Source organism: Paraeggerthella sp. Marseille-Q4926, from assembly GCF_916618935.1.
Taxonomy (GTDB): domain Bacteria; phylum Actinomycetota; class Coriobacteriia; order Coriobacteriales; family Eggerthellaceae; genus Paraeggerthella; species Paraeggerthella hominis.
In genome coordinates, this window is record NZ_CAKAKF010000004.1 from 177,251 (window position 1) to 203,971 (window position 26,721).

Consider the following 26,721-nt stretch of genomic DNA (forward strand, 5'->3'; position numbering starts at 1 on the left):
CCCCTTGTTTCCTTCGAGCTCAAAACTACTTGGCTGCCCCGTACTTCGAACGGTTGAGCACCAGCACGGCCAGCACCATAACCACAGCGCCGCCCGCAAGGGAAATCCACGGATTGCCCGTGAAGCCGGCAACCACGTAACCCGCGAAGCAGATAACCGCAACCACGGAGGCGTACGGCAGCTGCGTGGCAACGTGGCGCAGGTGGTTGCACTGCGCGCCCGCCGACGACAAGATAGTGGTGTCCGAAATGGGGGACACGTGGTCGCCGTACACCGCACCACCCAGCGTGGCGCCGACGGCAACCAGGAACAAGGGGCCTTCAACCGGGAACACGCCGATAACGATAGGCAGAATAAGCGCGATAGTACCCCACGACGTGCCCATAGCGAAGCCGATGAAAGCAGCAACCAGGAAGATCACGGCGGGCAGAAGCTCCAAGCCAACGCCGATGCTGTTCAGGAAGCCGCTGACAAACTCTCCCGTGCCCAGCAGGTAACGGCAGGTACCGCCCAAGCTCCATGCCAGCACCAGGATCATGATGGCGCCCACCATCGAGCGAACGCCTTCCGAAATGCCCTCCATGTAGCCCGAAAGCGTCATGAGCTTGCGGGGCAAGAACATTCCGGCCGACACGACCAGCGCCACGCACACGCCAATGCACAGGCCGAACACCGGGTTCTCGCCCACGGCAGTGGAGAAGTCGACGCCCTGGAAGAAGCCGCCTGCGTACAGCATGCCCAGAATAGAGAACACGATCAACACGATGATCGGCACGATCAGGTCGAACACGCGCCCCTTGTCGGAGATGGTCATGCCCTTGAACTCTTCGACGGCCGCTTTCGCAGCATCTTCAAGCTCGTCTCGCTCGGCAACGATCGTCTCGATCTTGGCCGGCAGCGGGTCGCCTTCGGCGGTGCCGTCAAGGCGAGCCGTGGACACGGCCTCAAGCGCGCTGTCGGGCGAAGGGATGCGCTGCTGCTGGTCGGCCGACTTATGAGCATCGGCCTCTGCTTGGCGCATGGGACCGAAGTCGCGATTGGAGAAGCACATGAAGAATACGAACACGATGGTCAGAAGCGCATAGAAGTTGTACGGGATGGACTGGACGAACGTGGTGAACCCGCCTTCGCCCAAGTAGCCGCCCACGGCAACGGCCCACGACGACACCGGCGCGATGATGCAGATGGGAGCGGCGGTGGAGTCGATGATCCACGCCAGCTTCTCACGGCTGATGTTGAAGCGGTCGGTAACGGGGCGCATGACCGCGCCCACCGTCAGGCAGTTGAAATAGTCGTCCACGAAAATGATGATGCCCAGAAGCGCGGTCAAAACCTGCGCCATTTTCGCGTTCTTGATGTGCGTGGAAACCCACTCGGCGTACGCACGGGAGCCGCCAGCCGCGGCAATGACCACCACAAGCGCGCCTAAGAGCGCCAAGAACAACAGCAACGCCCCGTTGCCCGCTATCTGTTCCGCCATCATCTGCGGAACCATGGTGAACGAGTCCACCAACTGCTCGAACCCGGCACCGTTCAGCGTGAACTGGTAAATAACCATACCCGTGAACACGCCGATAGCAAGCGACGAGTACACCTCCTTCGTGATAAGGGCCAATCCGAGCGCCAAAATCGGCGGAACGATGGACCACACCCCCGCACTGATCAGGTCAAAACCTTCCATACAATCCCCTTCGTCGATATGACAACCGTGCGGTCGGGCGTGCCGGTTCCCTTCGAACGCACACGCGCGGCTGCACAATAATGGTCACTAGTATACCGAACCTCGCTCGAACGCGAAGGAAAACGCGGATGTTTAAGCCGCAAAATAGCGGTATCACCAGGCGAGCGTTACATTCTTGGGGATGTTCGGCGCAAGGTTTTACCGCGTCGCAAAGCTCAGCACGATCGGAATGATCCACAGCACGAAGATGACCGCGAACGGCCAGCGATGCTCATTGCTAACTGCCACGAACTCCCGTATGAACGCCGTCGGCCAGAAGTACCGGGCGGTCGTGCTTCCCACGCCGTCAGCGGCAAGACCAATCTTATGCGCGTACTCGGCAGCTCGGAACACGTGGTAGTCGCTTGTCACCACAACCGCACGGTAGCTGTCCTCGCCCGACCGGGCGTCCATGATCGCCTTGCTGTTGCGCAGGTTTTCCATCGTGGTTGAAGACCGGTCCTCCACGAGAACCGCATCGGCGGGCACGCCGCAACGATCGACCAAATACGTCCGCATGGCTTGAGCTTCCGAAACCTGCTCGTCAGGGCCTTTTCCGCCGGATGCCAGCATCAGCGCGCGACAGCCGCCAGCCTTCCACAGCTCCACGCCCTTGTCCAAGCGCCCTGCGAGCAGCGGAGTAGGCTCGGTGCCCGACAAGCCGGCGCCGTGCACCACAATGTAGTCGTAGTCGCGACGCTTCGGCAAGCGACGATACAGCCACGAATACAAAAGCAGCGCGAAGAAGGTGAACGCGACGTACGAGCCTTCCATCAAAACAAGGAGGTACAGGGTCAGCACCGGGCCTGGAGCCTGCCAAAGCACCAGCAGCGGACCGGCCAGACACACCGCCACAATGGCTAAAGCCATCAACCCAGGCAGCGCATGCGAAAGCGAGAAGCCCTCGCGCCTAATCACGACAACGGCATTCGCCAGCAAGAACACAACCAGAGCAATCGTGCCGAAGGGAATGGCCAGAATTCCCAAGCCGAACAACCATGGCATGTTGAACTGTATGGACATCCCCCAGAAAGCGAACAGGCACAACAGCAAGAAGTACATGGCGTTGCGGAACTGACGAGGCTCTTTACGGTAATTCCGCACGAACAGAAACCCGAAAACAAGAGCCGGCAAGTACGTGAACAGCAGCGAAAGGAACATGAGAAACCTTTGATAATCGCGGAGGTCTTTTCCCTAGTATATCGCCTGACATTTCTTTGTCGCTAATCTGTTGCAAAGAACGCGCCTTTTGAGCAAACCGCCGAAGAGGGGCGGGCGTTCGGGTGCAGGGCCCGCAGCCGGTTCGGGCACCGGGGCGCAGGGCCGGCCGCCAGGACGCGGGGCGGGCGTTCGGGCGCAGGGCCGTTCTGTCAAAACGAACGAGTTTTGCTGGTCCTCGATCAAGGATAAAGGGATGCCACACGCGTATGACCTGGTACGATAAAAATCGCATGCACGAGAACTTTCCTCGAGGGAAGCAAAACCGCCGCAAAACTCGTTCGTTTTGACAGAACTTGCCGCCGCGCCTCAAATCCCGGTAGCAACAACCCGGCCGCCGGCCCCGCGCCCCAGCCCCAAGCCTCGGCCCCAACCCCACGCCCCGCCCCAGCCTGAAGAACGCAAACCCGCGTGCCAAGAGCCCCTCAAGCCCGGACCCTCGGCATGCAAGCGCAAGCCGCTGCTACTTTGCTTCGGCTTCCAACTCTTGAACGTACTCGCGATCGATGGCTCCCTGAACGCTCGGCGGGTCGATGTCGAAAGGAACGGACTTGGTGAACAGGCTGACCAGGGGAACCAGCACCAAAGAAAGCACCATGGCGATAGCGCCGCAGTTGATGGGAGAAGCGATCAACGGAGCGCCGAAGAAACCCGCGATCATGTTTCCGGTAGTCAGACCCACGCCCACGATAAAGCTAACCCATACGGCAGAGCGCGAAATACGCTTGGAGTACAGCCCCCAGAAGAACGGTCCCAGGAAGGCGCCGGCGAGCGCGCCCCACGAAATGGACATGAGCTGCGCAATGAACGTAATGGACGAGTTGTACTGCACAAGCGCAATCACCGCAGAGATCACGATGAACACCACCAGCAGCACGCGCATGTAGAACAACTGCATCTGCTCGGGCATCTTCTTCACGATGTTTCCCTTGATCAAGTCAAGCGTCAACGTGGAAGACGACGTCAGGACCAGCGAGGAAAGCGTAGACATAGACGCGCTCAGCACCAGCACGATCACGATGCCAATCAGCAGGTCAGGCAGCGTGGACAACATGGTGGGCATAATGGAGTCGTACACCGGCGTTCCCGCAGCGGTCATTTCCACCTGGTCGCCGTACAGGCGCCCGAAACCTCCCAAAAAGTAGCTTCCTCCGGCAACGACCATGGCGAACACGGTCGAGATGATAGCGCCCTGCTTGACGGCGGGACCGCTTTTTATAGCGTAGAACTTCTGGACCATCTGGGGTAAACCCCAGGTACCCAGGCTGGTCAGCACGATAACGCCGATCAGGTCGGGAAGGTTCGGACCGAAGAAGCTCACAAACGGGCCGGCCATCTGAGAGCCCTCTGCCGGAATAAGCGAAAGCTGGTTAATGGCCTCGGTAAACCCGCCGTTGTTAGACAGCACGGCGGCAATGACGGCAACAATTCCCAGCAGCATGACGATACCCTGGATAAAATCGTTCACGACGGTGGCCATATATCCGCCCAGCACCACGTATATGCAGGTGACGACCGCCATTCCGATAACGCATACCTCGTACGGCAAACCGAACGCCATGCCGAACAAACGCGACAGCCCGTTGTACACGCTCGCGGTGTACGGAATCAGGAACACGAAGATGATGGCAGCGGCAGCGATGCGCAAGCCTTTCGAATGGTAGCGCGCTCCGAAAAACTCGGGCATCGTGGCCGCCTTCAAGCGATGCGTGACCTCGCGCGTACGCGGGCCAAGCACCCACCAGGCAAGCAAGCTTCCCAAAATAGCATTGCCGATGCCAATCCACGTGGCAGCAAGACCGTATTTCCAACCGAACTGTCCCGCATACCCCACGAAGATCACCGCGGAAAAGTAGCTTGTGCCGAACGCGAATGCTGAAAGCCACGGTCCTACGGAGCGACCTCCCAGCACGAACCCGTCAACGCTGGTGGTGTGTCGTCTGCAGTAAATGCCCACGCCTATCGCCACTCCGACAAATATGAGCACCATGCAAATTTTCTCGATCATGCGGATTATTCCTTACGTTGAATGCCTGCAACAAAAAAGCCCGTTCAAGAGCTTGAAGGCGCACACGAATTTCCAACGGATGCGTCGAGGTACGACGACGCGCCAGCAGAACCCCGTGTGCTAGAGGTATCGATAGGAATAATAGGAAACGTAATGAGGCTCGGCGGCGTCGAGCGCGCAGGGCTTCGAGCCCAAGTCGAGCGGTGCGAGAATTTCTGAGGACCGAGGGGCGAAAGCCCGGCACGCCGCCGCGAGAGCCAGCTCCAAACGCCAGCGTTCGTCAACAACGATATGTCCCTTTGCAGAATGCATGGGGACACTTTACCATAGCGCAGCGCCAACAGGCGGCAAAATACCGCGAACGAGCCATGCGCTTCTTCGCGCAGACGCAAGCCGTGGACCGCAAGCCCTAGGCCACAGGTGACGAACCGCGAACCGCAAGCCGCAGTCGACAGGCAACGAACCCGCCTTCTTCACGCGCAGCGCGCAAGACAAAGGCGTCGACAATCCGTCGCGCCAAAGCAAAAACCTCCCCGCACGCCTGCTCAGCGCACGGGGAGGAGCACCATCAACGTATCATCCGCGCAAGCCTCACGCTAAAGCGCATTTAGTATCGGCTGTCGAAGATGCGCTTGGTCTTCTTTTCGCTGCGCGGAAGCTCACCCATGGGAACGCCCTTGGCGTCAGGAGTGCAACCGCATTTCGCCTTGAAGATCATGGCGAGTTCCTGCTCGGCGCGCTCCTTTGCCTCGTTCTGCAACGCGGTCTCGAACAGAACGGTCAGCACGTCTTTGCCGCTGATGTTCTCGATCATCACCTGGTACTCGCTGGAAGCCCCGTCGGTTATCGAGATGACCTCTTCAACCTGAGCCGGGAAAATGTTGCAGCCCTTCACCTTGAACATGTCGTCGGTGCGGCCCGTCAGCGTGTCGATGCGCGGATGCGCCAGCCCGCAGGCGCAGTCGCCGGGGATGATGCGCGTCAGGTCGTGCGTGCGGTAGCGAATGAGCGGCGCGCCCTGCTTGCGCAACGTGGTCAGCACCAGCTCGCCCACCTCGCCGTCGGGCACGGGCGCTCCCGTAACGGGGTCGACCACTTCGATATACACGTAGTCGGCCCACACGTGCATACCGTTGTGCTCGCTGCACGAAATACCGATGCCGGGGCCGTACACCTCCGTCAGTCCGTAGATGTCGAAGATCTCCACGCCCAACTCGCCCGAAATGCGCTGGCGCATCTTGTCGCCCCAGCGTTCGCTGCCGATAACGCCCTTGCGCAGGCAGATCTTGTCGCGCAGGCCGCGCTCGGCAATCTCTTCGGCCAGCAGCAGCGCGTACGAGCTGGTTGCGCACAGCACGGTCGATTTAAGATCCTGCATCATCTTCAGCTGCTTTTCCGTGTTGCCCGGCCCCATGGGAATAGCCATCGCGCCCAGTCGTTCGGCACCCAGCTGGAACCCGATGCCCGCCGTCCACAAGCCGTAACCAGGCGTGATGTGGATGCGATCCTTATTGGTGATCCCTGCGGTTTCGTAGCAGCGCGCAAACTGCACGGCCCAGTCGACAACGTCCTGCTGCGTATAGGGAACGATCACGGGCGTGCCCGTGGTTCCGCTGGAGCTGTGTATGCGCACGATCTCTTCGTCGGGAACGGCTTGCAGTCCCAAAGGATACGCGTTGCGCAGGTCGTCTTTTTCGGAGAAGGGCAGCTTCTCGAAATCTTGCTGAGTCTGCACATCGGACAAGTCGATGCCCTCGAACTTGGATCGATAGAAGGCGGAACGGTTTTTCAGCGTTTCGAATTGCTTTTTGATAAGGGAAAGCTGATCGGCAGTCATCTGCATGAGGGGTCCTTTTCTCTCAACCGGAATGTTCGATTCATAGATGCTTCAAGCCTGCACAGAGCGAGACTTGAAGCTAAAGCCATCGACCAGCCGGACCCACGGCTATACAAGGCATATTGTTGAATACGAATTCCATGCGTTCCATTCTAGGCGAACAATCGAACAATGCAAAGCACTTTGAAAAGGACGAGCCTACCTTGCCGCCACATCGATGGCAGCAAGGTTGAGGTCCACGAAGCGCGGCTTCACGCACGCGCGGACCGCGCGGCGCAAGTCGTCCAGGCTGATCGGGATGCAGTTCGTGTTCAACGCACTAGCCAGCAGCAGCGTGTTGAGCACCTTGCGGCCGCCGGCCGCCTCCGTCAACGCGGCGTCGTCTATGGCAATCAGTCGAGCTTGCGTCCCAGCCAAAGATCGAGCGATGCCGTCCACAACGTCGTCGGCGCGGTAAGGATGCTTGCCCAGCGCCGCAGTCACCGGCTGGATGGCCGTAACCGCAGTAACCATCACCCCGTCGGAAGAAAGATACGGAAGAACGCGCGCCGCCTCGGCGGGCTCGAATGCAATCACCAGATCGGCCGTGCCCTGTGCAACCAATGGCGCGAACACCTCTTCGCCCTGATCGCCCATGCGCACGTGAGACACCACGTTCCCGCCGCGCTGCGCCATGCCGATAGTCTCGGCAGTGCGAACATGCCAACCCTTGTCCTGGGCCGCTTGAGCCAGAACCTTCGCAGCCAGCACGGTTCCCTGGCCGCCGACGCCCGCAAGCAGCACATTACGCATGGGAGCCTCCTTCCATCGCAGAGCCGTTAAGGGGTTTGTCCGCCAACGACGCATTCGCGTCCGACATCGTGATCGCATCGAACGGGCACACCTGGGTGCACAGGGTGCATCCGTTGCATAGGCTTTCGTCAACGAACGCCTGACCGCGCTCTTTGCTCTTTGGCCCGCGCGCATCAACGTTGAACCCTATACCCGGGCAGCCAATTTCCGTGATGCACTTTTTACAGCCCGTGCACAGATCCTGGTCGATCACCGCCGGAGGATTCGGCTTCACCAGCTGAATGCAAGGAGATTCGAACAGGATGGCGGAGGGGCCCTCGAACGAGACGGCCTTCTGAGCGGCCTTCGTGGATTCGTCGAAGTTCAGCGGATCAGCATGGACGATGCATTCGAAGCCCACGGCCTCCAGAACGCGCTCGATAGAAATAGGGGTGCGCGTATCTCCCATCAGCGTCACGCCGGTGCCCGGATGCGGCTGAGAACCGGTCATGGCAGTGGTCGCGTTATCCAGCACGCACACCGTGATGTCGTGGCCGTTGTACACCGCGTTCACAATGCCCGGAAGACCGCTTGCGAAAAACGTCGAGTCGCCCACGAACGCGAGCGTTTTCTTCTGCGGCTCGGCCACGGCAAATCCTTGCGCCATCGTGATACCCGCGCCCATGCACAAGCACGTGTCGACCGCATCGAGTGGCTGGGCGTTGCCCAGCGTGTAGCAGCCGATGTCTCCGCACAGGACGGCGGGCGTACGGCCCAGAGCACGTTTAATGGCGTAGAAGCTGCCGCGATGAGGGCAGCCTGCGCACAAAACGGGCGGGCGGACCGGCAGCGGAGCGTCAGCGGACTCGTACACGGGCGGCTGGGCGGCGGAGCGCCCGTCGGAAAGGCCCAGAAAGCGAGTGATTCTGACGACGGCATCGTCCACGTCGTTCTCGCCGCGGTCGCGCACGTCACCGGTAAGCTTGCCCTTCACGTCGAACGACGCATGCGTGCGTCCCGCAAAGACCAGCAAAGCGTCTTCCAGCACGTGGTCGAGTTCTTCAAGCACGAGCACCTGGTCAAGCCCCTGCGCGAAGCGTTCGGCGGTTTCCTCGGGGAAGGGATACGGGGTTCCCACCTGCCAAAAACGATAGGCCGGGACCTCGAAGCCCTCAAGCGCCGCACGCTCCTCGATCATGCGCAAGGCTTCCCGCGCGTAAGCAGCCGAAACGCCGCCCGCCACAATGCCCAAGCGGGGAACGGAAGCTTCCTGCGACGCGTCTTCCGCGGCAGCAGGGTGCGCGGCGCCGCCTTCTTCAATCGGGTTGAACGCCGACAGAACCGGATCGTTCGCATAATCGCCGGCGATGCACCGCAAGCGCTCGTTTATCTCGCCGTGCGCTTCGTATGCGCGGCGCGGGAAGATGACCCATTTCGGATCGCGCTCGAAGCCCTCTTTCGGCACCGGACGGGCAACCGTCGTCTCGGCAACCTCGAAGAACGTGGACGCGTGGCAAATGCGCGTGGTAGGCCGCACGATAACGGGCGTAGCGTAGCGCTCGGACAGGTCGAAGGCGGCCTGCATCATGGCAAACCCCTGGTCGGGAGTAGCCGGATCAAGAACGGGGATCTTCGCGAACGAGGCGAAGCGGCGCGTGTCCTGCTCGGTTTGAGACGATATGGGGCCGGGATCGTCGGCCACGAACAGCACGGTACCGCCCTTCACGCCCACGTAGTTCAGGCTCATCAGCGGATCGCTCGCAACGTTAAGACCCACCTGCTTGCAGGTGAACAGCGTGCGTGCGCCGCAGTAGGCAGCACCGGCCACCACTTCAAGCGCGCTCTTCTCGTTCGTCGACCACTCCACATGGACGTCGCGCGCGCTGCCTGCGCCGTGCAGTTTCGCTATCGTCTCGATAACCTCGGAAGACGGAGTGCCAGGATATCCCGCCACCACGCGCACGCCCGACTCAAGCGCCGCGTGCGCGAACGCTTCGTTCCCCATCAACAATTGCTTCGTCATACGTCTCGCCTGTCTCGCTTTTCGCGGTTCGTGAAGGACCTGCACACGAACGAGTGTTTCACGTGAAACATTTCCGTTCCCATGATAGCAAACCCTTCGCTAGGATTTTCGATGGAGCCGCTGCACATCGGTCGCAGGAGAGCCTTCTCCACAGGAAGTGCCGCGCGACCTCGAACAAGAGGTGCGCTTTGCCCGTTGTCGAACGGCATTCGATATGCAACGAGAGACGCGCAGCGAAGCAAGCGCAACCGGGCCGCGAGCATTCCGAGCAAAACCGCCCCGCCGAGCGAACATCGACATCGGGTTGATCGGCGGTCCCTGAAAATGTGGACGCGAGCGGGGGGCCTGCGGCACCGATCGTCGCCTACAAAACCATAAAACCGCGCATTGGCCTTATCCTGGAACGCGACGGGCATTTTTACGAATACGCCGATCGGAATTGCTCTTCGAAGCTTGATTTCTTTGACATGGGCCCCGTTCGCATCCGCGCAGTTCATCCTCGAACCCCCTCTATGCAGGCAAGAAATTCTTATGTCGTTTCTGATATAAAAGCAAAGAACTTTACCCAAGGCGCGTTTGCGCTCAAAATGGAGGCGCATCGTTTTGCATCCCCGAGAGCAGGAGGTTCCTATGAAATGCCCCCTCTGCGATGTCGACCTGATCATGAGCGAGCGCCAAGGCATCGAGATCGATTACTGCCCGCAATGTCGCGGCGTATGGCTCGACCGCGGCGAGCTTGACAAGATCATCGAGCGCTCAACGTCCCTGGCGGCCCCCGCTGCCGCGCCGAGCGCATCGTATGCAAGCGCGCCCGAGCGCTACGACGAGCGCCGTTACGACGATCGCCGCTATGAGGACAAATACCGTGACGACTATTACAAAAAGGGAAAGAAGAAAAAGCGCGGGGATTTCCTGGGCGACCTCTTCGATTTCGGCGACTAGCCAGCTTCGTGCGTCGCGTGGCCGTCCGAAGACTACCGCAATACGTCGTTAGGCGGCCACACGCGCTCGAACCCTCACGATCACCAGTTTCGTTACGGGATACAGAACAACTTCGTACAGCACCTTGAACAGCACTTGCGAAGCGACCATGGCAATGACGACCTCCGGCGAAAACGTTCCGGCGAACGCGATGGTAATAAACACAAGGGAGTCCACCGTTTCCCCTAAAAGGGTCGACGAAACGCAACGAAAGAACAGGTGCTTGTCGAAGCGCCGCTTCAAGGACGCCATCACGTACGAGTTGAGCAAACTCCCCAGCAAATAAGCGGCAAGCGAGCCTAAAAGAATGCGCCACGAGCTGCCCAGCGTAATAGCGAAGGCGCTGTCGACGCTCGGATCAAGGCCCGGAAGCGCGATGGCAACATGAAACGCCAACGCCGCCAACGCCGCCAATGCGAATCCCAGCAAAATAGCCGAGCGCATGCGCTTGAATCCGAACACGTCGGACAGCACGTCATTGATTATATACACCACGGGGAACGTCAAAATAGATGCTGGAAGCGTAAAAAGCCCCAGATCAAGAGCTTTTGCGGCCAGTACGTTCGATATAACCAACGTACCGCAAAACAGCGCCGTGAACACTCCGTACACGCGCAAGCCTTCCGCCGAAACGGCCGGGGCGCCGTCTCTTGCCGGGCAGACAAGAGCGGCGCCATCCCCCTGATGCTCGGTCACGTTCGCCTGCTCCTATGCTTCGGCCATGCCCTGCTTGAAGTCGATGATCTTCTGACGCGCGTCGTCGCAGCCCGTGCCCAGCATTTGAACAGCTAAGATAGCGGCGTTCTTCGCGCCGTTGATAGCAACGCACGCTACGGGAACGCCGGAAGGCATCTGCACCATGGAAAGAAGGGAGTCCAATCCGCCTAGGTCGCTGGTCTTCATGGGAACGGTGATGACCGGGTTCGGCGTGTAAGCCGCCACCACGCCGCCCAAATGCGCCGCCTTGCCGGCCGCAGCCACAATCACGCGGATGCCGCGCTCGTGCGCAGTAGACGCCCAGTCGTGCACGTCCGCCGGCTTGCGATGCGCGCTGGCAACTTTGACCTCGTACGGAATGCCGAACTCGTCAAGCTGCTTCATGCACGGCTCCATGGCCGGCATGTCGCTTTCAGATCCCATGATAATGCCCACAAGCGGGGTGTTCGGTTCGCAGGACATGACTGCTCCTTCTCCTCGTTCGCTCCGCGGCGCGGATCCCGCGCGCGACGCGTCTGTTTTCGTTCGCTGCAAGTGTATCATCCGACGATGCGGCGAACGACCTCCTCCACGTCCTCTGCCGACATAAGCCCTTCGGACGGGTTTCGCGCCGCGCGAGACAACGCGAACTTCGCCGCCTCCAACGCCTCGGAAACCACGATGCCCGCCTCTTCAGAAGACGACAGAAGCTCGGGGCACGTGCGCAATTGCGGGCGTTCGTCCAGATACGAAGCTACAAGCGTCCTGAAATCGGCTACGAATTCAAACGCGTTGTCCAAGAACATCTTCATAAGCGACGGGGTGTCTTTCACCAACGCAACGCGAAGCGACGATACGTCGCTTTCCCAGTCGAACGATTCAACCACCTGCAAGAACAGCGTCAGCGTGGCGGTGAACATGGTAGCGGGCATCAGGCGGTCGAACGCCGCATGAACCGCATCGGGATCAAGGTTGTACGTACCGATGCCCACGATTGCAGCATCTTTCGTAGGAAAATAATTGAAGAACGTGCCTTGAGACACCTGGGCGCGTTCGGAAATCTGCGCAACCGTTATATTGTCGTACCCTCGCTCTTGCACCAACGTGATAGCCGCGCGCTCGATAGCCGCACGCGTTGCACGGCGCTTTCGCTCGCGCAAGCCGTGCGGAGCCGCATCGTTAGACATAGTCAACCCTTCGTTTGCAATATCGATTCGAATTATACGAAGCTGTGCTGAACCTTGCAGCAATATTGTTGTTTACCTATAAAATTGTAGTGACTATAAATTTAATGTTGCTATAATGCAAGTCAAATACACGCAACCGCGCAAACGCGCACGCAGAGAACCGCTAGGCACGGAAACTTGCTCAAGAAGGAGTGCAGCATGAGGATATTCGGCATGGGAATGCCTGAACTTGTTTTGATTCTGGTAGCCGTCCTGCTTATCTTCGGTCCGAAAAATCTGCCGAAGCTGGGGGCCATGCTCGGCCGAGGCGTGAAGAAGCTGCGCGGTCGCGTCGAAGACGACGACATGGAGCCGAGCGCCACGCAAGGAGCGTAGCGCCGCTCTTAACCGCATGCGTTTCATGCCCCCGAAAACGTCCCGATCACCGGGGCGTTTTCGTATATAAGGGCCGATAAAGACGGTGTGCGAGCGAAAACTCGCAACCCTCCAGCACCGCACGCCCGATCAGAGGCAGACGAAAGTTCAGACACGAAAAAGCGCCCCAATCGGGGCGCTTCGCAATGCAATGGTGGTCGGAGGGGGACTTGAACCCTCGGCACGCGGATTTTCAGTCCGCTGCTCTACCAACTGAGCTACCCGACCATTTCGCTATCCGTAAAGGACGCGGATTGATATTTTACCGATGTAGCCACCTGCGGTCAAGCCCTACTTCGCGCTTTTCTCAACAAGGCCTCCAAGATTCGTGGAGCCGTTCGTCGTTTCAAGGTATGTAACGTTAAACGTCGAAGCCACGCTTTCGACCGACCCGTCCGCCAACAGCTTTCCCGTCATGGAGAAGTTCATGATCTCGCACCGATAAGCGCCGTTCTCCAACGCCCGAACCACATCAAGAGCGGCGCTGTAATTGGAAGTCGTAAACGAAACCGTTACCGGGCGGCGCACCAGATGCCCGTCAAGCACGGACTGCTCGAACTTCAGATCGTACGTAATCACAGAAGCCATCAACGCGTTGAGCTGGTCAAGCTCGTTTTTCAGGTTGTCGTACACCGCCACCTCGGGAACCGGCTGCTGCTTGCCCAGCTCATCCAACTCGGCCTGCATACGCTGACGAACGCTTGCCAGCATAGTCTGCTGGTCAACTTGCAATCGAATGTCCTCAAGCTGCTGTTCGTTGGCAGCCACGGTGTCGGCTACGCTCTTCACCACAAAAAAGTAATGGCAGGCACCCACCAGCAGAACGACTAGCACCAGCAGCAGGCCCTTTTCGCGACCGGAGAACGAGCGATTCAAGAAACTACGCCGCGCCATTGCTGCCTCCCTTCTTCGCCACGTCGCCCTGCGCTTCCGCCATCGCCTTGCCAGCCGCCTGGTCGAGCGCGCCCTTGAAGGTTATCTCGATGGTGGCCGACGCAACCGCGTCGGTTTCTCCTTGCGCGGTGGAAACCGTTACGTGCGCTACGCGATCGTCGCCTTCCAGGTCTTGGACCAGGTGCGACACCTTGGTAAGATCCACTCCCAAGCAGGTAACAGTCGCTTTGTTTCCCGACACCTTCAGCGAGGACAGGTACCCTACGCTCAATACCTTCTGCTCCAGCAAATCGAGCACCGTATCGCGGTCGACCAGGTTCATCTCCTCTTCGGAAAGCCCCGTGACCACGTAGCGAGCGTACTGCTTGTTCAGTTCTGCGTAGTCGTCGTTCTGATCCCTCAGCGCATCAAGCTGGGCTTGCGCGGCCGCAACGTCTCGACCGCTTGCCGCGCTTGCAGCCAACGGGTCCACAACCGCGAACTTGGCGAACAGGGCAATCAGCACCAAACCTATCGCGAACAAGGCAACGTAGGTTGCACGCGACCCACGTTGCTGCTCGACCGCCACAAGGTTGATGAACGTTTTTGTGGGATAGGAATCCTTCTTCGCCGAGGGCGAGAACCCTTTGATGGAAACCGGTTTTTTCAGATCCACGCCCCTCACCTCGCATTCCTGGTAGCGCCCACGGCGGCCGGGCACAAGGTGCGCAAGTCGCGATCGCTTGTGGTGAAGGGCATAAGGTCGATAATGGGGCGAAGTTCGATGTTCGTGTGGGCATCGATGGTTTCCATAAGAGGCTCCAGCAGCGTTCCGCCGCCGCAGCAATACGCCACCTCGATAGCTGCCGTAGGATTATTGAAGCTGTAGAAGTTCAAAGCCCTTCCAAGTTCTACGGCGATAGATGCGTATATCGACTGAACTTCCTTAGAATGCTGCGCGTCCTCAAAATCCGCCAGCTTGTACTTCACGGCAACATGCTCGTCAACGCCGCGTTCGCGAGCGAGTGCGCGATCGATATCCATCCCGCCGATCTCAATAGAGCGAGCAACGTCGTACATTCCGTCCAAGAAGAAGTGCAGCTTCGTGGCGCGATACGAAAAGTCGATGACGCAGCAATTCTGAAACGCAATCGGATTTTTCCTGATCAGATTCTGAAACGCCGCTTGCTCGGGCAATGCTACACGCAACCGCAAGCCGGCGCGACGAAACAACTCCGCAAAGTCGGCGATCGTCTGCCGAGGCGACGCCACGGCCAAAAGATCCATGGTTTTAGGCGTTCCGTCCGGGGCTTCGTTCATGGAAAGCACGGCGTAATCGTACAGGTACCGGTCTTTGCCTTGTGCTATGTAATCGCGAAACTCGTAGGGAAGGTTGAGCTTCAGCTCTTTCTCGGTCATGGCGGGCAACGTAAGCCGACGCACTAGATTGTCGGCCGCAGGAAGCACCAACGCAACGTCCTTGGAGATACCGCCTGCGCTTTTGGCCAGGCTTTTTATGAAATCGGCCATAGCGTCGCGACTCACGATGCGGCCGTCGACAACAAGACCCTCGGGAAGGGACTCCACTACCACCTTTTTAACAGCATCCCCCTCGCACACCGCAAGTTTGATGCTGCTTTCGCCGATGTCGACGCCTGTGCACGTTTTGCCCATGCGGCGTGATCCTTTCAACCTTCTTTTGAACCCTACAAGAACAATCCCGTATACCACGTAAGAGCCGCCGGTCCCACCAGCAACGTCAGCACCGTTGCAAAGGAGATAGCGGGACCGAACGGGATCGCCTTTGTCCGGAAGCTTTCAGAACCCGAATCCGCCGCACCGTCTGCAACGGCATCGGGCGAAGCGGAAAGCCCCCGGACAAGGGCGAACACCAACCCGGCAATGCAAGCGATCAGCAGGTTCAGCAACGAACCGGCCAATCCCAGAAACAACCCCACCGCAAACAAGAGCTTTACGTCGCCGCCACCCAGGGAAGCGCGCTTCGTTGCGGCATCGAACATGATGGAGAACAGCAGGATGCCGCCGCCTACGCCAAGGCCGCCTGCCAAACCGTCGAGCGCCACCGACGCCCACCCGAAACCCGTCAACGAAACGAACAGGCTGCCCACGCCAAAGCTTCCGTTTGCCGGAGGAGACATGAACCCTACGGAAGCCGCCCAAACGAGCAGCGCCGCGACAACGAACCCATTCGGGATGGTAAACGTGTCCAGGTCAACCAAAGCCGCGCCCATGAGAATGGTCGCGAGCGCCATGTACGCCAAGACGGAAATGCCGAAGCCATGCACCACCGCAAGCGCGACGAACACGATTGCCATAACAACCTCGACAAGCGCGTAGCGAGGGCTGACCGGGGCTTTGCAGTGACGGCATCGGCCTCTCAAGGCCAGCCACGATACGACGGGCACCAAGTCGAGGGGGCCGAGCGCATGGTCGCACGCCGGACAATGGCTGCGCCCATGCAGGACGCTTTCGCCGTGCACCATGCGCCATGCCAAACAGTTGATGAAGCTGCCCATGCACGCGCCAAGGAGGGCGACCATCCCCAGAAGGATGGCCGCCTCACCTGGCGTGAAGATGTTGATGGGGAGGGGCAATTAAGCAGCAGGGGTTACGTCGCTTGAGGAAACAACAGCCGTTACGGTGTATCCCTTATCTCCATTTACCGGCACGGCGTCATCCTTATCGCCCTCTTTCCACTCGGCAATAGTCACTTGACCAACATTGCCGTTCTCGTCAACCGTTGCCGTCGCAGTCCATTTTCCGGACTTAAGATTCTCGGGGCCTTTTTCCAGAATGATTTCAGTTGCCGCCACAGCCTTTACAGCACGAATATCGGCCGCCTTAACCGCCTCATTCGCCTTATCCAGCGCGCCCGTGAACACCGGCACGGCGATCGCGACCAGCACGAGCACGATCGCAACCACGATCAGGAGCTCGGCTAGCGTAAAGCCGCCCTTCTCCTCGCGAATCTTCTTGATCATTTCCTTCATAGTTGTTCCTTTCTCCTGGTCTAGCACTTCCGTCGTGCCAAATTCACGTTATATTCTGCACAATGCAACGAAAATAAGTCATAGCTTATCTATTTCGTTACATTGCAGCATACATGGTAAACAGCGGCAAGTACAACGCCACCACGATGAAGCCCGCAAATATCGCCATCAGAACCAGCAGGGTCGGCTCCATAAGCGAAAGCGCGCGATCGGTCACGCGTTGCGTTTCGCTATCGTAAAACGACCCCATGGTTTCCAAGGTCTCTTCAAGTTCTCCGGTGTGTTCGCCCACGATGGTCATCTCGATAAGCGTGCGCGGGAACCAGCGGCAGTCGATCATGCATTCGCCCAGCGTTCGGCCTTCTTCCAGCCCTGCTTCCATGCGCCCCACTTCGCGCGACAGCACATAGTTGTCCATCACGCGAGACGTCACCGACACTGCACGAGGCATGGAAAGCCCCGACGATATGAGCATGGCCATGGTGTTCGCAAACTGCGAAGCACCCGAGTACTTTCCAATCACGCCAAGAACCGGCAGGTTCAGCCGAATCTTCGCGAACTGCGTTTTTCCGGATTCGGTGGTGCTGTACAGCTTGATGCCCAGCACCAACAACGCCACGATCACCAGCACCATCACGATATTCGCCGAAACCCAGTTGGAGGAATCGATCAAAAACTGCGTGATGCCCGGCATGTCGCTTCCCAGCGACGAAACCATGCCGGCTATGGCCGGCACCACCATCACCATCATCACCGCCACTACAACCACAGCGATGATCAGCACGAAGATGGGATACGTGAGCGCGCTGGCCACCTTGGCGGCCACCTTGGATCGCTTATCGTAATACGCGTGCAGGCGCGCGAAGCACTCGGGCAGGTGCCCGCTTTCCTCACCGGCGCGCACGGTTTCGACGAACACGCGCGGCAAGTTCTCGCCCTTGTTCTCAAAGCTTTCGGCAAGCCCGTACCCCGCCGATACGTCGGCGGCAACCTCGACCAGCACGCGCTTGAGGTACTTATCGGCGGTCTGGTCGGCCACCAACGACACGGCGCGCCCAATAGGCAAGCCCGCTTTCAAGATGGTCGAGAACTGCGTGCACATGGTGGCGAGGTTCTTCGTTTTCGCCTTCGGCTTGGTAATGTCCATGGTTAAAATATTGGCGCCTTTTTTGACCTCTTTGACGCTTTGGACCACGCGGCACAGTTCGCGGGCCTTTTCCATGGCCTCGATCTCGTCGAACGCCTCGACCACGCCGTTGATGCGCTGTCCGTCGTTGGCAACTCCCATGTAGGTGTATGCAGGCATTAGCGCGCGTTCCTTCTCACGTAGTCTTCGTCGTACGCTGCGGCGGCTGCCGTTTCCAAGCTGATGGCGCGCGTGCGTACCAACTGGATCAGCGCATTGTCCATGGACACGCTGCCTGCCGCCGCCGAAGTGGCAAGCGAGCTGGCGATTTGCGGCGTTTTCGCCTCGCGAATAAGGTTGCGGATAGCGGGCGTCACCATCATGAGCTCGCAGGCCAACGCGCGGCCCGCCCCGTCGCGGCGCGGCAACAGCTGCTGTGAAAGAACAGCCACCAGGCAGGTGGAAAGCTGCATGCGAATCTGTCGCTGCAAGCCCTCGGGAAACGCGTCCACCATACGGTCGATGGAATCCGCCGCTGACTTCGTGTGCAACGTGGCCAGCACGAAGTGGCCGGTTTCGGCAGCGGTCAGCGCCGTTTGGATGGTTTCCAAATCGCGCATCTCCCCAATAAGGATGACATCGGGGTCTTCGCGCAGGACGGCACGCAGGGCGTCATGGTAGCTAGCCGTATCCTGACCGATTTCGCGCTGAGAGACAATCGAGCGATCCGGCGTGTAGATGTATTCGATGGGGTCTTCCATGGTGATGATGTTTTGGTCGCTCGTATGATTGATGCTGTTGATGAGCGCAGCCAGCGTGGTCGACTTGCCGCTGCCCGTTTCACCCGTAACCACCACGATGCCGCGCTGGATACGGGGGAAATCGAGCACCGCAGGCGGAAGCCCCAGCGATTCGAGCGCGGGTATGGCGTCGGACAAAAGGCGCAGGGCGGCACTGACGTGGCCTTGCTGCCGGAACAGGTTGATACGAACGCGCACACCGGCAATGGTGGCGGCTCGGTCAAGCTCTCCCGAGCGCTTGATGCGCTCGAAATCGTCGCCGGCCAGCTGCCGTGCAAGCTGCTCGCAATCGTCGTGCGTCAACGGCGCGTCGTCGGCGAATCCCGCGTTCGTCAATCGACCCACAACGCGAAACTTGGCCGGAAGGCCGCACACCAGATGCACGTCCGACGCCTGCGCACGATGCGCGGAAGCTATGAGTTCCTCTACGTTCATGATCGGCTCCTTGCTATTCCAACGCCGTAATGGTCTTGCGGGCTTCCTCGGCGGTTGTCACGCCAGAGAGCACCAGCTCACGGCAGGAAGCTTCCATGGTTTTGAACGAACCCGAACGCTCGATGGCGCCCTGCAGCTCTTCGCGCGTCGCGCCTCCTGTGATCGAGGTGCGCAAAGCGCGATCGAGCGTCAATATCTCGAACACGCCGGTCCTTCCACGATACCCCGTTCCGAAGCACAGGGGACAGCCCGTCCCGCGGTAGAACTTGACGTGCGCGTCGTACGGCAGCCCGATCGTCTCGAATTCTTCAGGCTGAGGATCGCACTCCTGCCGACAATGCGGACACACCAAGCGAACCAGGCGCTGGGAGATAATGCCGCGAATGCCGCTTGCGATAAGGTACGGCTCGACGCCGATGTCGACCAGGCGATCGATCGTAGACGCAGCGTCGAACGTGTGCACGGTGGACAGAACCAGGTGCCCGGTGATGGCGGCGCGCATGGCGATCTCGGCCGTCTCGCCGTCGCGGATCTCGCCCACCGCCACAATATCGGGGTCCTGCCGCAAAATAGCGCGCAGGCCGTTCGCGAACGTCATGCCCGTTTTCTCGTTGATCTGGACTTGGTTCACTCCGTCGATGTTGTATTCCACGGGGTCCTCGAGCGTAACCAGGTTCACCGAATCGGTGTTGAGATGGCGGATCATGGTGTACATGGTGGAGCTTTTGCCGCTGCCCGTGGGCCCGACGATCAGAACCATACCGTTGTTCGAGCTGATCAGGCGATTGTATTTTTCCAGGTTTTCCCCAGTAAGGCCGATGCCCTGAGGGTCGAACAGGCTGTCGTTCTTGTCGAGCAGACGAACAACCACCGTTTCGCCGTGGATAGTGGGCAGCGTGTTGATACGCAGATCGATATCCTGTTTCTTCAGGCGAATGCTCGCGCGGCCATCCTGGGGAACGCGACGCTCCGAGGTGTTCATGCCGCCCATGATCTTAAGACGCGAGATAACGGATGCCTGAAGCTCCTTCGGCACCGTCAGTATCGTTCGCAGCAAACCGTCGATGCGCATGCGCACGTGCAGGTCGGCTTCGCGCGGCTCAAGGTGAATATCGCTTGCCCGCTCGGTTGCCGCGCGCTCGATGATGCTGTTCACCAGGCGCACCGTGGGCGCGGACTGGGCGTCGGCATCGTCGCCGAGCGACGTAGCGGCAAACCCGCTGGACGAATCGTCCGCCGGGCGCGCATCGCGCTTCATTTCCTCGATCGCGCGAGCGGCGCCTTCGTTGCCGTACAGCGTCATGATGGCGCGCATGATGGCGTCGTGCATGGCAACCATGGGAACGACGCGCTTGCGGGTGGCGTGCTTCACCGCTTCGATGGCCATGAAGTTCAGCGGGTCGCTCATAGCCAGGTACACTTCGTCAGGCGTAGTGCGAACCGGCACGACGTTGTACTGGCGCGCGACGTTCTTGGACACCACGCGGCTCATCTCGGGATCAAGATCAACCTGGGACAAATCGATGAATTCGACGCCCAACTGCATCTGCAACGCCTCGATCAGACCCGCTTCCGTAATGATGCCCTCGGCAATAAGTTCGTCGCCCAGACGGCGCTTCGTTGTTTTCTGCTCCGAAAGCGCATGCTCTATCTGGTCCTCGGTCACGAGGCCCGCATCGAACAGCACGTCTCCCAAACGTTTGTAAGGCATTTACGATCCTATCCTCAGTACGTTCATGGTGGTTTTGGCAAGCGCATCCTGCGCGACGTCTCCTTCGGCGTACACGCCCAACTCGAAAGACCAGGTCTTGGAGGCGGCATTGTACGAGAGCATTTCAAGCCGCGGGGTAAGGCCGTCTTCGGCAGGAGCAAGAAGAGCCTGCGCGCCGTCGGCGTTCAACCAGATGCCTTGCTGACCGTCGGACTGCAACAAGGCGATTTCATGCCGCGTGGAGCTTGTGAAATACAGAGGGCTCTCGTCAGACTGCACCCCGTCGCCCTCCACTTCAAGCGCGTACGTTAGCTCGTCGCTTACCTCCTCGACCGCCTGCATGAGCATCGCGTTGGCTTTCGTCTGCACGGTAATGCGACTGTACGAGTTCATGGCCGCCTGCAATCCGGCGGTTACCGCAACGCACAGCAACCCGATAAACAAGATGCTGATCAGGTGTTCGCCCAGCATGAATCCCCGCGTATCGCGCAAGCGGCTGCGGAGCATGGCTCTGTACTTCACGTTTTTCATGCGCGCTTGCCTTCGCAATAGCGCTCATAATCGCCCGAACCGTAAAGCGTCACCGCCGGCTCCGGGTCATTCGCCCCTTCCGAATTGGGAATGTAGACTTTTACCTTGGTCAGGTCTACATGCGAATTCATGAGATTCGATTCCGCATCGTACGAAGCGTCCAGCGCGCGCTCGCTCTGAATCGCCGTGCTCGCAGACGCCATCACCATAGTGGCCAGCATCGTTGCGCCCAGCACAGCAATCAAGATAGCCACCAGCGCTTCAACCATGGAGTCGCCCCGACGGTCGACAACCTTGCGGCGGAACCTGTCGAACAAGGATTCGGTCATGACTGACCTCCCGAAGCCTTCTTGACAACAGTATTATCCCCGTATGTGAACGCAGCCAAACGACCGGCGGCATCATACGTCGGAGTACACTGAACGGACACCGTCATATTGTAGGGGGAGCTTGCTGAAAGCTCTTCGTCAAGCGACAGCTCAACGGTTACGTTCAGGTCGGCATCCACCGTCACCTTGCCGTACACGGGGTCCATAGCTTTCGATTCGAACGGCGGGTGCACAACAAGGCGATCGGACGACGAATCGCCTATTGTATAAGGAATACCTTGCTCCCGGCAGGCAAGGATTGTCGCTGTCCGGTCTTTCGTCCAGAAGCCTTTCCCGACTTCCGAATAAACTTTGCTCACGTCGACGGAAGGCTTCTCGTCCGGTCCGTAGCTGATCGAAACCGTCACGCAAGGCGCTGGGCGCGCCTCATAATCCTCGTCCAATATCGTGTCCTCGCCGCCTAATTGCTGGGCTATAAGATCCGCGGCGGATGCCATCGAGTACTCATCTTGCTGCAAATCCTTGTGGGTCTGCACCGCTTTCGCATTCACCGAAGCAGCCGTTACCACCACGGACCCAACGATCGCGCAAATCAAAAAGAACACGAGCGCGATACCAATGGAGGCGCCGCGTTCGTCACGCAGGGTATGTTGAAGCGCGCGGTTCATGCCGCGGCCTTTTCCGCAGGATCCTCAGCATCCGCAGCACCCGGAGGCGCATCCTCAGGTGCAGGTTCGGTTGACTGCGGTTGATTGGGATTGGGAACAGGCTGCTGGTCGGACGGGCTTGGGTCTACAGCAGCCACCGAACGCTGATCGTTAGACCGCGAGGAAGCTTCAGCGGAGCCGCCAACGCTCGCGGCAAGCAGCGCCTGCGCGTGCTTGGTCTGACCCCCTATCACATCCTTCTCTCCAAGCTTTTCCCTGTTTCCATCAGCATCGACGAAGTACACCTCTGTCCCAACCAGATGCTTTACTTGACCGTAGCCGATATGATTGCCCTTCGCAAAGCCGATGAGCGAACCCACGAACGAATCAACCGGACTTTCTGGTCCGATCGAGCGCAGAGAAAGATCGGCATAGGAAACGGCGATCTTCTGACTATTTTCAAGATAAGGGAACTGGCCGCTGAATCTAAGCATGCCCAGCAATCCGCCCATCCTGACGCTCGCTTGTTCCTTCGAGGAATCGAATCGAACGCTAGCCTGCAATGCGACTGCAAAGACCTCGCAGTCTTCCACTCCAACTTTTTCGCCGTCTTCGTCGGGTTCGTTCGACTCCTTGGCATAACCTACCAAGCCGCCGACATTGAGAACGGGGCCGCTGTAAGAGGGGTACGGATTCTTCATGACCACAGCAAGGTTCGTAGCAGAGCTGTTAAAAATATAGCAATTCTCGGCTTCGCCAACCAGCAGGCCAACGTTCGTTGTTCCATTCGTCGCCGGGATGTCAATGACCAGCGAAGGATCGGTTAAGCTGGCCCTGCCTTCACCTGACACGGAGCAGTTTTCAATCGTACATTCCTTAGCCAAACCCACCAAAATGCCTATAGATCCCGCTCTAGTTGTAACCAGCTCTTTTGAAGCGCTATTCTGCTCAAACCCCACAATCTTGATATTCTTCAAAGTTGCATCGCTTGCCTTGGGGAACAGCCCTGCGTAGGCCCCTACGTCACCAATGCCCGACGCTAGCTGATACCCCGTTATCCGGTAAGTACCCCCGTCGTAAATTCCTTTGAACGCATGAGCGAAATTGTATTTCCGAGACGCGTCGCCACCGTTTGCAGCAGCCGACAAATCCATATCGTGCGATTGGAGAAAGGCGTGCTTTACGTAATGTTCCTGCACATCGTACGCAGGCAGGCACCCTACGAACTGGTCCGCATGACGAACGCTCCAGGGGCTATCGTCCTCCCCCCAGTCGTCAGCCTCGCCATCATCAACGGCAATTGCAGCTGCAAAATTCACGTTGTACCAATAGTCGTGCTGATTCGCCCCAAGTCGGAACGGGTAATGCAGCGTGTTTTTTTGAGACTGCCCCCAAACCGTACCGGGCGCTTTGTACGCATCGTACCGAATACCGCCGACGGAGAAGTCTACGTCGACCTTGCTCTCTTTTAGCGATTTCCAATTCCAAGGATCTTGGGCATTGCCGCCTTGCTGATACTCCGGCGCTGCCGCTCCGGCGGGCACCACAACGTAGTAACCCCATGAGGCAATCTCGTTGTTTCCAGGAAGATCACCGTCGCAAGACGAACCGTCCAGCGTTCCGTAATAACCCGTCACTTTATTATCCTGGTCGAATTCAAGGTACATCAGCCCAACGGAATCCTTCGGAACTTCCTTGTACTGCGCCTTCAGTTTGACCGCGCCGAACGCAAGCTGCGAGTCCCAATCGCCCACCAGAGAATTCGAGGTAGGCATAATAGTGAACGAGGGGGATTGGTAAGTGCTGTCGCCCTCAACCTTCCAGCCTGCAAACGCCAGGCCCTCTTTGTTCGGAAGCAACGAGATAGACGCATGCGTTTTGTCATCCTGGACGGTATAGGGCACGTACTGAACATCGTACCCGTCAAGGCGCTTGCCGTTGCCGTCGCAATACTCAACGGCTCGGTAGAAAAGGTAGTCCCTTTCGGTGGACAACTCGTAATCGGCGGACGAGGTTTTGCTGAGCGCGTAATCGCTGCTCGCGCCCGAACGCGACGACCTCACGTATGCCGACGGATTGCTCGACAAATAACCGTCGGACTTCTCGTACAGCCACAATTGCGCGCTCGGAAGCTTCGTGTACGTAGTCACGTTGTCCAGCCCTTTGCCCCAAGCAACGGCAGGCGCCGCCGTGTAATACACGCGCACGTCCCCCTGACGAGGGAACGCTCCGTTCGAAAGATTCAAGCTGCCGCCCTTGGTGGTCACATTGTACAAAGCAACGGTAGAAGAGGCGCCGAACTCGTTTTCAAACGGCTGGCGAATCGGTGCGCCCAAGTTCACGCCGCGCGACCCCGTCGTAGTCTTTCCGTTCGACAAGTACTCGGCAAAGCGCGGGGCTAGACTGGAAAAGTACGCTTGAACCTCATCCGCGCGCGGCGTGGTGCGAACATATATCTCATACCCATCGAAGTCCTGCTCGACCAAATCGTAGAGTTTGACGGTGTCTATAGTAAGCGATGTGGCATAGTTGGCCGACTCCGCAGCAGGCAAGGACGCGTCCTTGCCCGACCACTGCACGCATTCACGCAGATCGCGTCCGAGATTCGTATTCTCCCACGTCCAAGCACCTTGGTCCAAATAGCCGGCTCGTTCGCCGTTGACCCATATTTCGTATATCTGATACTGACGCTGTTTCCCGCTTGCCTCGAACGGTTTTCCGCCAGACCACAGCAACTCGTTGTTTCCAGGATTGACCATTCCGCTTACGTCGATAGAACTTCCCACCTGAGACGTGTACGAGCCTGCGGAAACGAATACGTTAGCTTGCTGTTCTCGAGCGTCCGCAAGTTTCACCCAGGCTCCCGAATACGACTGCCGCGTTGATTCGATATTCTCGGCGGCAAGCACCGAAGATGTTTTTATTCCCGCCGCACTAAGCTCGAACGTCGCCTCGGTCGATATCATGGAAATACCCGTAACCGGCGGCTCGCCTGCAGTTGTGACCAGCTTCACCGAAGGATCGGCATAGACGCCCGATATATGAGCGGCGCGCGATTTGCCGCCATTGTTTTTAGCCTCAAGAGCAGGATTGGTTACCAAAACCGAAAGCTTCGCCACCTTTTCAGGCCACTTGAAATAAGCAGATGCCGTAGCAGGAACGGATGTTTTCTCCAAGCAGGAAACTCGCGCGTCCGCGCGAATATCACCCGCTGAGCTCGACAAAGCACCAATCGTAACAGCAAGGTCTCCTTGACCGCCGGCCTCTTGCAAGACGCGCTTCAAGTCGTTCAGATCGATTGCGTACACGTCAGCCTGAGCAGCATCGCCCTTCAATCCCAGGGAATACACTTTGGTTTCTTTCACCGTGTTGGAATTGGTCTTGGTCTCCGATCCCGCTTGCACGGTGTACGAGGTTTCCGTCCCATCAAGCCCTGAAATTGAAAGAACGCTCGCGCCTAGAGACACGGTCACTTCGATAGAGGTTTTCCATTCGGGGTTCCTTGACAGATTTTTATCCTGCACGCACAACTCGCCATTTTCGTTCAACCACACCACGGGGTTTTGCAGAGCAATTTCAGGAGTTGCCCCGTGCGGAGTGGAGTCGGCATATCCAATCATGTAATCGGCAGCCATGCGCGCGGCCCGGTCGCGCGATCCCCCCGCTTCGTAATACTCTTGCGCGGCATTCGTGCTATCGGGAGCAAAGCTGAAGAACCCGCTTTTTCCATCCGCGTAAAACACGCTGACCACTGTTGCCGTGGTCACATTGAACTCTATGATGAAATCCCCCCGGCGAACGCTATCATCCACAGCAAGAGGAGGGACGATACTGCTCTTTCGGGCTTGGTCAGCCGTGATATAGAACGTATTTTGGGCATCGGTCGGCCTTCCGTTGATCGTGCTGGGAAGATTCACGGCCTTGGTCTGGGCTAATCCCTCGGACTCGACGAGCGACCACCACGCGCCCGATACCTTTTTAGCCGTCATCTGGGATTGCGCAGCGTTTGCTATCGACTCGGCGGCGTTGTTCAACTCGACCATGCGCATGTTGTTCTGAGCGCTTACGATAGAAGGGAACGCCAGTGCTGCAAGCACCAAAAGAATCGCTACCGACAGCAACAGCTCGGCAAGCGTAAACCCTTTCGTATGTGCCTGATGCGCTTTTACCAAAGAAGCATCCCTATCTCATTCGTTCAAGTTCTTAACTAATTGTGCTGGTATGATACCACCACCAGGCATAAATGAGACTACATTACTACGACAATTATAAAGACGGTCAACGCTCGATCGAAATCGGCGGAAACGAGCCACCCAGCTCCTCGAAGCGCCGACAAAGTTTTGGGAAACAGACTGGTCCGACCTGCGCTAATAGCGGTTTTACAGCAAGAAGCCCCTCCGGGA

General features: G+C 58.5%; 23 protein-coding genes, 1 tRNA gene and 1 pseudogene. 2 read left to right on the forward strand and 23 right to left on the reverse strand.

Going from position 1 to position 26,721, the window contains the following annotated elements; genetic code table 11:
• Window positions 1-25: 25 nt before the first annotated feature.
• From LG373_RS09360 to LG373_RS09390, 7 genes are all read right to left on the reverse strand, one after another.
• The gene (locus LG373_RS09360; RefSeq protein WP_216529290.1) at window positions 26-1,681 is read right to left on the reverse strand and encodes a Na+/H+ antiporter NhaC family protein; all 1,656 of its coding nucleotides are present in this window, start codon (window positions 1,679-1,681) and stop codon (window positions 26-28) included.
• A gap of 198 nt (window positions 1,682-1,879) precedes the next feature.
• Window positions 1,880-2,881, reverse strand: coding sequence for a YdcF family protein (locus LG373_RS09365; protein ID WP_225749645.1), 1,002 nt, complete (start codon window positions 2,879-2,881; stop codon window positions 1,880-1,882).
• Between the two features lie 520 nt (window positions 2,882-3,401).
• The gene (locus LG373_RS09370; protein ID WP_225749646.1) at window positions 3,402-4,946 is read right to left on the reverse strand and encodes a sodium:solute symporter; all 1,545 of its coding nucleotides are present in this window, start codon (window positions 4,944-4,946) and stop codon (window positions 3,402-3,404) included.
• Window positions 4,947-5,066: 120 nt separating this feature from the next.
• Window positions 5,067-5,258 carry a hypothetical protein gene (locus LG373_RS09375; RefSeq protein WP_147269851.1) on the reverse strand — a complete coding sequence of 64 codons (192 nt, stop codon included), beginning with the start codon at window positions 5,256-5,258 and terminating at the stop codon, window positions 5,067-5,069.
• 295 nt (window positions 5,259-5,553) lie between these two features.
• On the reverse strand, window positions 5,554-6,789 hold the full coding sequence (locus LG373_RS09380) for a phenylacetate--CoA ligase family protein (RefSeq protein WP_216529287.1): 1,236 nt from the start codon (window positions 6,787-6,789) through the stop codon (window positions 5,554-5,556).
• A 192-nt stretch (window positions 6,790-6,981) separates the two neighbouring features.
• A complete protein-coding gene (locus tag LG373_RS09385) occupies window positions 6,982-7,575 on the reverse strand; it encodes an indolepyruvate oxidoreductase subunit beta (RefSeq protein ID WP_225749647.1) in 594 nt (197 codons plus the stop codon).
• Window positions 7,568-9,577 (reverse strand): thiamine pyrophosphate-dependent enzyme, encoded by a 2,010-nt coding sequence (locus LG373_RS09390; protein WP_225749648.1) that lies wholly within the window; start codon window positions 9,575-9,577, stop codon window positions 7,568-7,570. The genes LG373_RS09385 and LG373_RS09390 overlap by 8 nt, the downstream gene beginning before the upstream one ends.
• A gap of 630 nt (window positions 9,578-10,207) precedes the next feature.
• On the opposite strand from LG373_RS09390, the gene LG373_RS09395 reads away from it, so the two are divergent.
• Window positions 10,208-10,519: a zf-TFIIB domain-containing protein gene (locus LG373_RS09395; RefSeq protein WP_225749649.1), complete on the forward strand. Its 312-nt coding sequence runs from the start codon at window positions 10,208-10,210 to the stop codon at window positions 10,517-10,519.
• Between the two features lie 48 nt (window positions 10,520-10,567).
• Here the strand turns inward: LG373_RS09395 and LG373_RS09400 are convergent, their stop codons facing one another.
• The 3 genes from LG373_RS09400 to LG373_RS09410 all read right to left on the reverse strand — a co-directional run bounded on the left by LG373_RS09400 (window position 10,568) and on the right by LG373_RS09410 (window position 12,441).
• Complete coding sequence (locus tag LG373_RS09400; RefSeq protein WP_114566310.1) at window positions 10,568-11,254, reverse strand: queuosine precursor transporter; 687 nt, start codon at window positions 11,252-11,254, stop codon at window positions 10,568-10,570.
• 12 nt (window positions 11,255-11,266) lie between these two features.
• A complete protein-coding gene (gene purE, locus LG373_RS09405; RefSeq protein WP_114566311.1) occupies window positions 11,267-11,737 on the reverse strand; it encodes a 5-(carboxyamino)imidazole ribonucleotide mutase in 471 nt (156 codons plus the stop codon).
• A gap of 77 nt (window positions 11,738-11,814) precedes the next feature.
• The gene (locus tag LG373_RS09410) at window positions 11,815-12,441 is read right to left on the reverse strand and encodes a TetR/AcrR family transcriptional regulator (protein ID WP_225749650.1); all 627 of its coding nucleotides are present in this window, start codon (window positions 12,439-12,441) and stop codon (window positions 11,815-11,817) included.
• 198 nt (window positions 12,442-12,639) lie between these two features.
• On the opposite strand from LG373_RS09410, the pseudogene LG373_RS09415 reads away from it, so the two are divergent.
• Window positions 12,640-12,783, forward strand: a pseudogene (locus tag LG373_RS09415) (twin-arginine translocase TatA/TatE family subunit); the annotation flags it as partial.
• 224 nt (window positions 12,784-13,007) lie between these two features.
• On the opposite strand, the gene LG373_RS09420 reads toward LG373_RS09415, so the two are convergent.
• The 13 genes from LG373_RS09420 to LG373_RS09480 all read right to left on the reverse strand — a co-directional run bounded on the left by LG373_RS09420 (window position 13,008) and on the right by LG373_RS09480 (window position 26,490).
• Window positions 13,008-13,083 (reverse strand) — tRNA-Phe (locus LG373_RS09420).
• Between the two features lie 63 nt (window positions 13,084-13,146).
• Entirely contained in the window at window positions 13,147-13,749 is a 603-nt protein-coding gene (locus LG373_RS09425; protein ID WP_225749651.1) for a hypothetical protein, read from the reverse strand.
• Window positions 13,736-14,404, reverse strand: coding sequence for a hypothetical protein (locus LG373_RS09430; protein ID WP_225749652.1), 669 nt, complete (start codon window positions 14,402-14,404; stop codon window positions 13,736-13,738). The genes LG373_RS09425 and LG373_RS09430 overlap by 14 nt, the downstream gene beginning before the upstream one ends.
• A gap of 5 nt (window positions 14,405-14,409) precedes the next feature.
• A complete protein-coding gene (gene pilM, locus LG373_RS09435; RefSeq protein ID WP_225749653.1) occupies window positions 14,410-15,402 on the reverse strand; it encodes a pilus assembly protein PilM in 993 nt (330 codons plus the stop codon).
• 32 nt (window positions 15,403-15,434) lie between these two features.
• Window positions 15,435-16,289 (reverse strand): A24 family peptidase, encoded by an 855-nt coding sequence (locus LG373_RS09440; protein ID WP_225749789.1) that lies wholly within the window; start codon window positions 16,287-16,289, stop codon window positions 15,435-15,437.
• Between the two features lie 54 nt (window positions 16,290-16,343).
• Window positions 16,344-16,739 carry a prepilin-type N-terminal cleavage/methylation domain-containing protein gene (locus LG373_RS09445; protein WP_225749654.1) on the reverse strand — a complete coding sequence of 132 codons (396 nt, stop codon included), beginning with the start codon at window positions 16,737-16,739 and terminating at the stop codon, window positions 16,344-16,346.
• 97 nt (window positions 16,740-16,836) lie between these two features.
• A complete protein-coding gene (locus LG373_RS09450) occupies window positions 16,837-18,045 on the reverse strand; it encodes a type II secretion system F family protein (protein WP_225749655.1) in 1,209 nt (402 codons plus the stop codon).
• A complete protein-coding gene (locus LG373_RS09455) occupies window positions 18,045-19,100 on the reverse strand; it encodes a type IV pilus twitching motility protein PilT (RefSeq protein ID WP_225749656.1) in 1,056 nt (351 codons plus the stop codon). The genes LG373_RS09450 and LG373_RS09455 overlap by 1 nt, the downstream gene beginning before the upstream one ends.
• Before the next feature lie 13 nt (window positions 19,101-19,113).
• Window positions 19,114-20,811: a GspE/PulE family protein gene (locus LG373_RS09460; RefSeq protein WP_225749657.1), complete on the reverse strand. Its 1,698-nt coding sequence runs from the start codon at window positions 20,809-20,811 to the stop codon at window positions 19,114-19,116.
• Complete coding sequence (locus LG373_RS09465; protein WP_225749658.1) at window positions 20,812-21,342, reverse strand: hypothetical protein; 531 nt, start codon at window positions 21,340-21,342, stop codon at window positions 20,812-20,814. It lies immediately after the preceding gene.
• Complete coding sequence (locus LG373_RS09470; RefSeq protein WP_225749659.1) at window positions 21,339-21,671, reverse strand: hypothetical protein; 333 nt, start codon at window positions 21,669-21,671, stop codon at window positions 21,339-21,341. The genes LG373_RS09465 and LG373_RS09470 overlap by 4 nt, the downstream gene beginning before the upstream one ends.
• On the reverse strand, window positions 21,668-22,339 hold the full coding sequence (locus tag LG373_RS09475; protein WP_225749660.1) for a hypothetical protein: 672 nt from the start codon (window positions 22,337-22,339) through the stop codon (window positions 21,668-21,670). The genes LG373_RS09470 and LG373_RS09475 overlap by 4 nt, the downstream gene beginning before the upstream one ends.
• Window positions 22,336-26,490, reverse strand: a complete 4,155-nt coding sequence (locus tag LG373_RS09480) for a prepilin-type N-terminal cleavage/methylation domain-containing protein (RefSeq protein ID WP_225749661.1) — start codon at window positions 26,488-26,490, stop codon at window positions 22,336-22,338. The genes LG373_RS09475 and LG373_RS09480 overlap by 4 nt, the downstream gene beginning before the upstream one ends.
• Window positions 26,491-26,721 lie beyond the last annotated feature (231 nt).

What these genes read in the sequence shown, in the direction of transcription:
- LG373_RS09360 (WP_216529290.1), bottom strand. Translation starts at nt 1,681, where the DNA reads ATGGAAGGTTTTGACCTGATCAGTGCGGGGGTGTGGTCCATCGTTCCG.
- LG373_RS09365 (WP_225749645.1), bottom strand. Translation starts at nt 2,881, where the DNA reads ATGTTCCTTTCGCTGCTGTTCACGTACTTGCCGGCTCTTGTTTTCGGG.
- LG373_RS09370 (WP_225749646.1), bottom strand. Translation starts at nt 4,946, where the DNA reads ATGATCGAGAAAATTTGCATGGTGCTCATATTTGTCGGAGTGGCGATA.
- LG373_RS09375 (WP_147269851.1), bottom strand. Translation starts at nt 5,258, where the DNA reads ATGCATTCTGCAAAGGGACATATCGTTGTTGACGAACGCTGGCGTTTG.
- LG373_RS09380 (WP_216529287.1), bottom strand. Translation starts at nt 6,789, where the DNA reads ATGCAGATGACTGCCGATCAGCTTTCCCTTATCAAAAAGCAATTCGAA.
- LG373_RS09385 (WP_225749647.1), bottom strand. Translation starts at nt 7,575, where the DNA reads ATGCGTAATGTGCTGCTTGCGGGCGTCGGCGGCCAGGGAACCGTGCTG.
- LG373_RS09390 (WP_225749648.1), bottom strand. Translation starts at nt 9,577, where the DNA reads ATGACGAAGCAATTGTTGATGGGGAACGAAGCGTTCGCGCACGCGGCG.
- LG373_RS09395 (WP_225749649.1), top strand. Translation starts at nt 10,208, where the DNA reads ATGAAATGCCCCCTCTGCGATGTCGACCTGATCATGAGCGAGCGCCAA.
- purE (WP_114566311.1), bottom strand. Translation starts at nt 11,737, where the DNA reads ATGTCCTGCGAACCGAACACCCCGCTTGTGGGCATTATCATGGGATCT.
- LG373_RS09410 (WP_225749650.1), bottom strand. Translation starts at nt 12,441, where the DNA reads ATGTCTAACGATGCGGCTCCGCACGGCTTGCGCGAGCGAAAGCGCCGT.
- LG373_RS09425 (WP_225749651.1), bottom strand. Translation starts at nt 13,749, where the DNA reads ATGGCGCGGCGTAGTTTCTTGAATCGCTCGTTCTCCGGTCGCGAAAAG.
- pilM (WP_225749653.1), bottom strand. Translation starts at nt 15,402, where the DNA reads ATGGGCAAAACGTGCACAGGCGTCGACATCGGCGAAAGCAGCATCAAA.
- LG373_RS09440 (WP_225749789.1), bottom strand. Translation starts at nt 16,289, where the DNA reads ATGGTCGCCCTCCTTGGCGCGTGCATGGGCAGCTTCATCAACTGTTTG.
- LG373_RS09445 (WP_225749654.1), bottom strand. Translation starts at nt 16,739, where the DNA reads ATGAAGGAAATGATCAAGAAGATTCGCGAGGAGAAGGGCGGCTTTACG.
- LG373_RS09450 (WP_225749655.1), bottom strand. Translation starts at nt 18,045, where the DNA reads ATGCCTGCATACACCTACATGGGAGTTGCCAACGACGGACAGCGCATC.
- LG373_RS09455 (WP_225749656.1), bottom strand. Translation starts at nt 19,100, where the DNA reads ATGAACGTAGAGGAACTCATAGCTTCCGCGCATCGTGCGCAGGCGTCG.
- LG373_RS09460 (WP_225749657.1), bottom strand. Translation starts at nt 20,811, where the DNA reads ATGCCTTACAAACGTTTGGGAGACGTGCTGTTCGATGCGGGCCTCGTG.
- LG373_RS09465 (WP_225749658.1), bottom strand. Translation starts at nt 21,342, where the DNA reads ATGAAAAACGTGAAGTACAGAGCCATGCTCCGCAGCCGCTTGCGCGAT.
- LG373_RS09470 (WP_225749659.1), bottom strand. Translation starts at nt 21,671, where the DNA reads ATGACCGAATCCTTGTTCGACAGGTTCCGCCGCAAGGTTGTCGACCGT.
- LG373_RS09475 (WP_225749660.1), bottom strand. Translation starts at nt 22,339, where the DNA reads ATGAACCGCGCGCTTCAACATACCCTGCGTGACGAACGCGGCGCCTCC.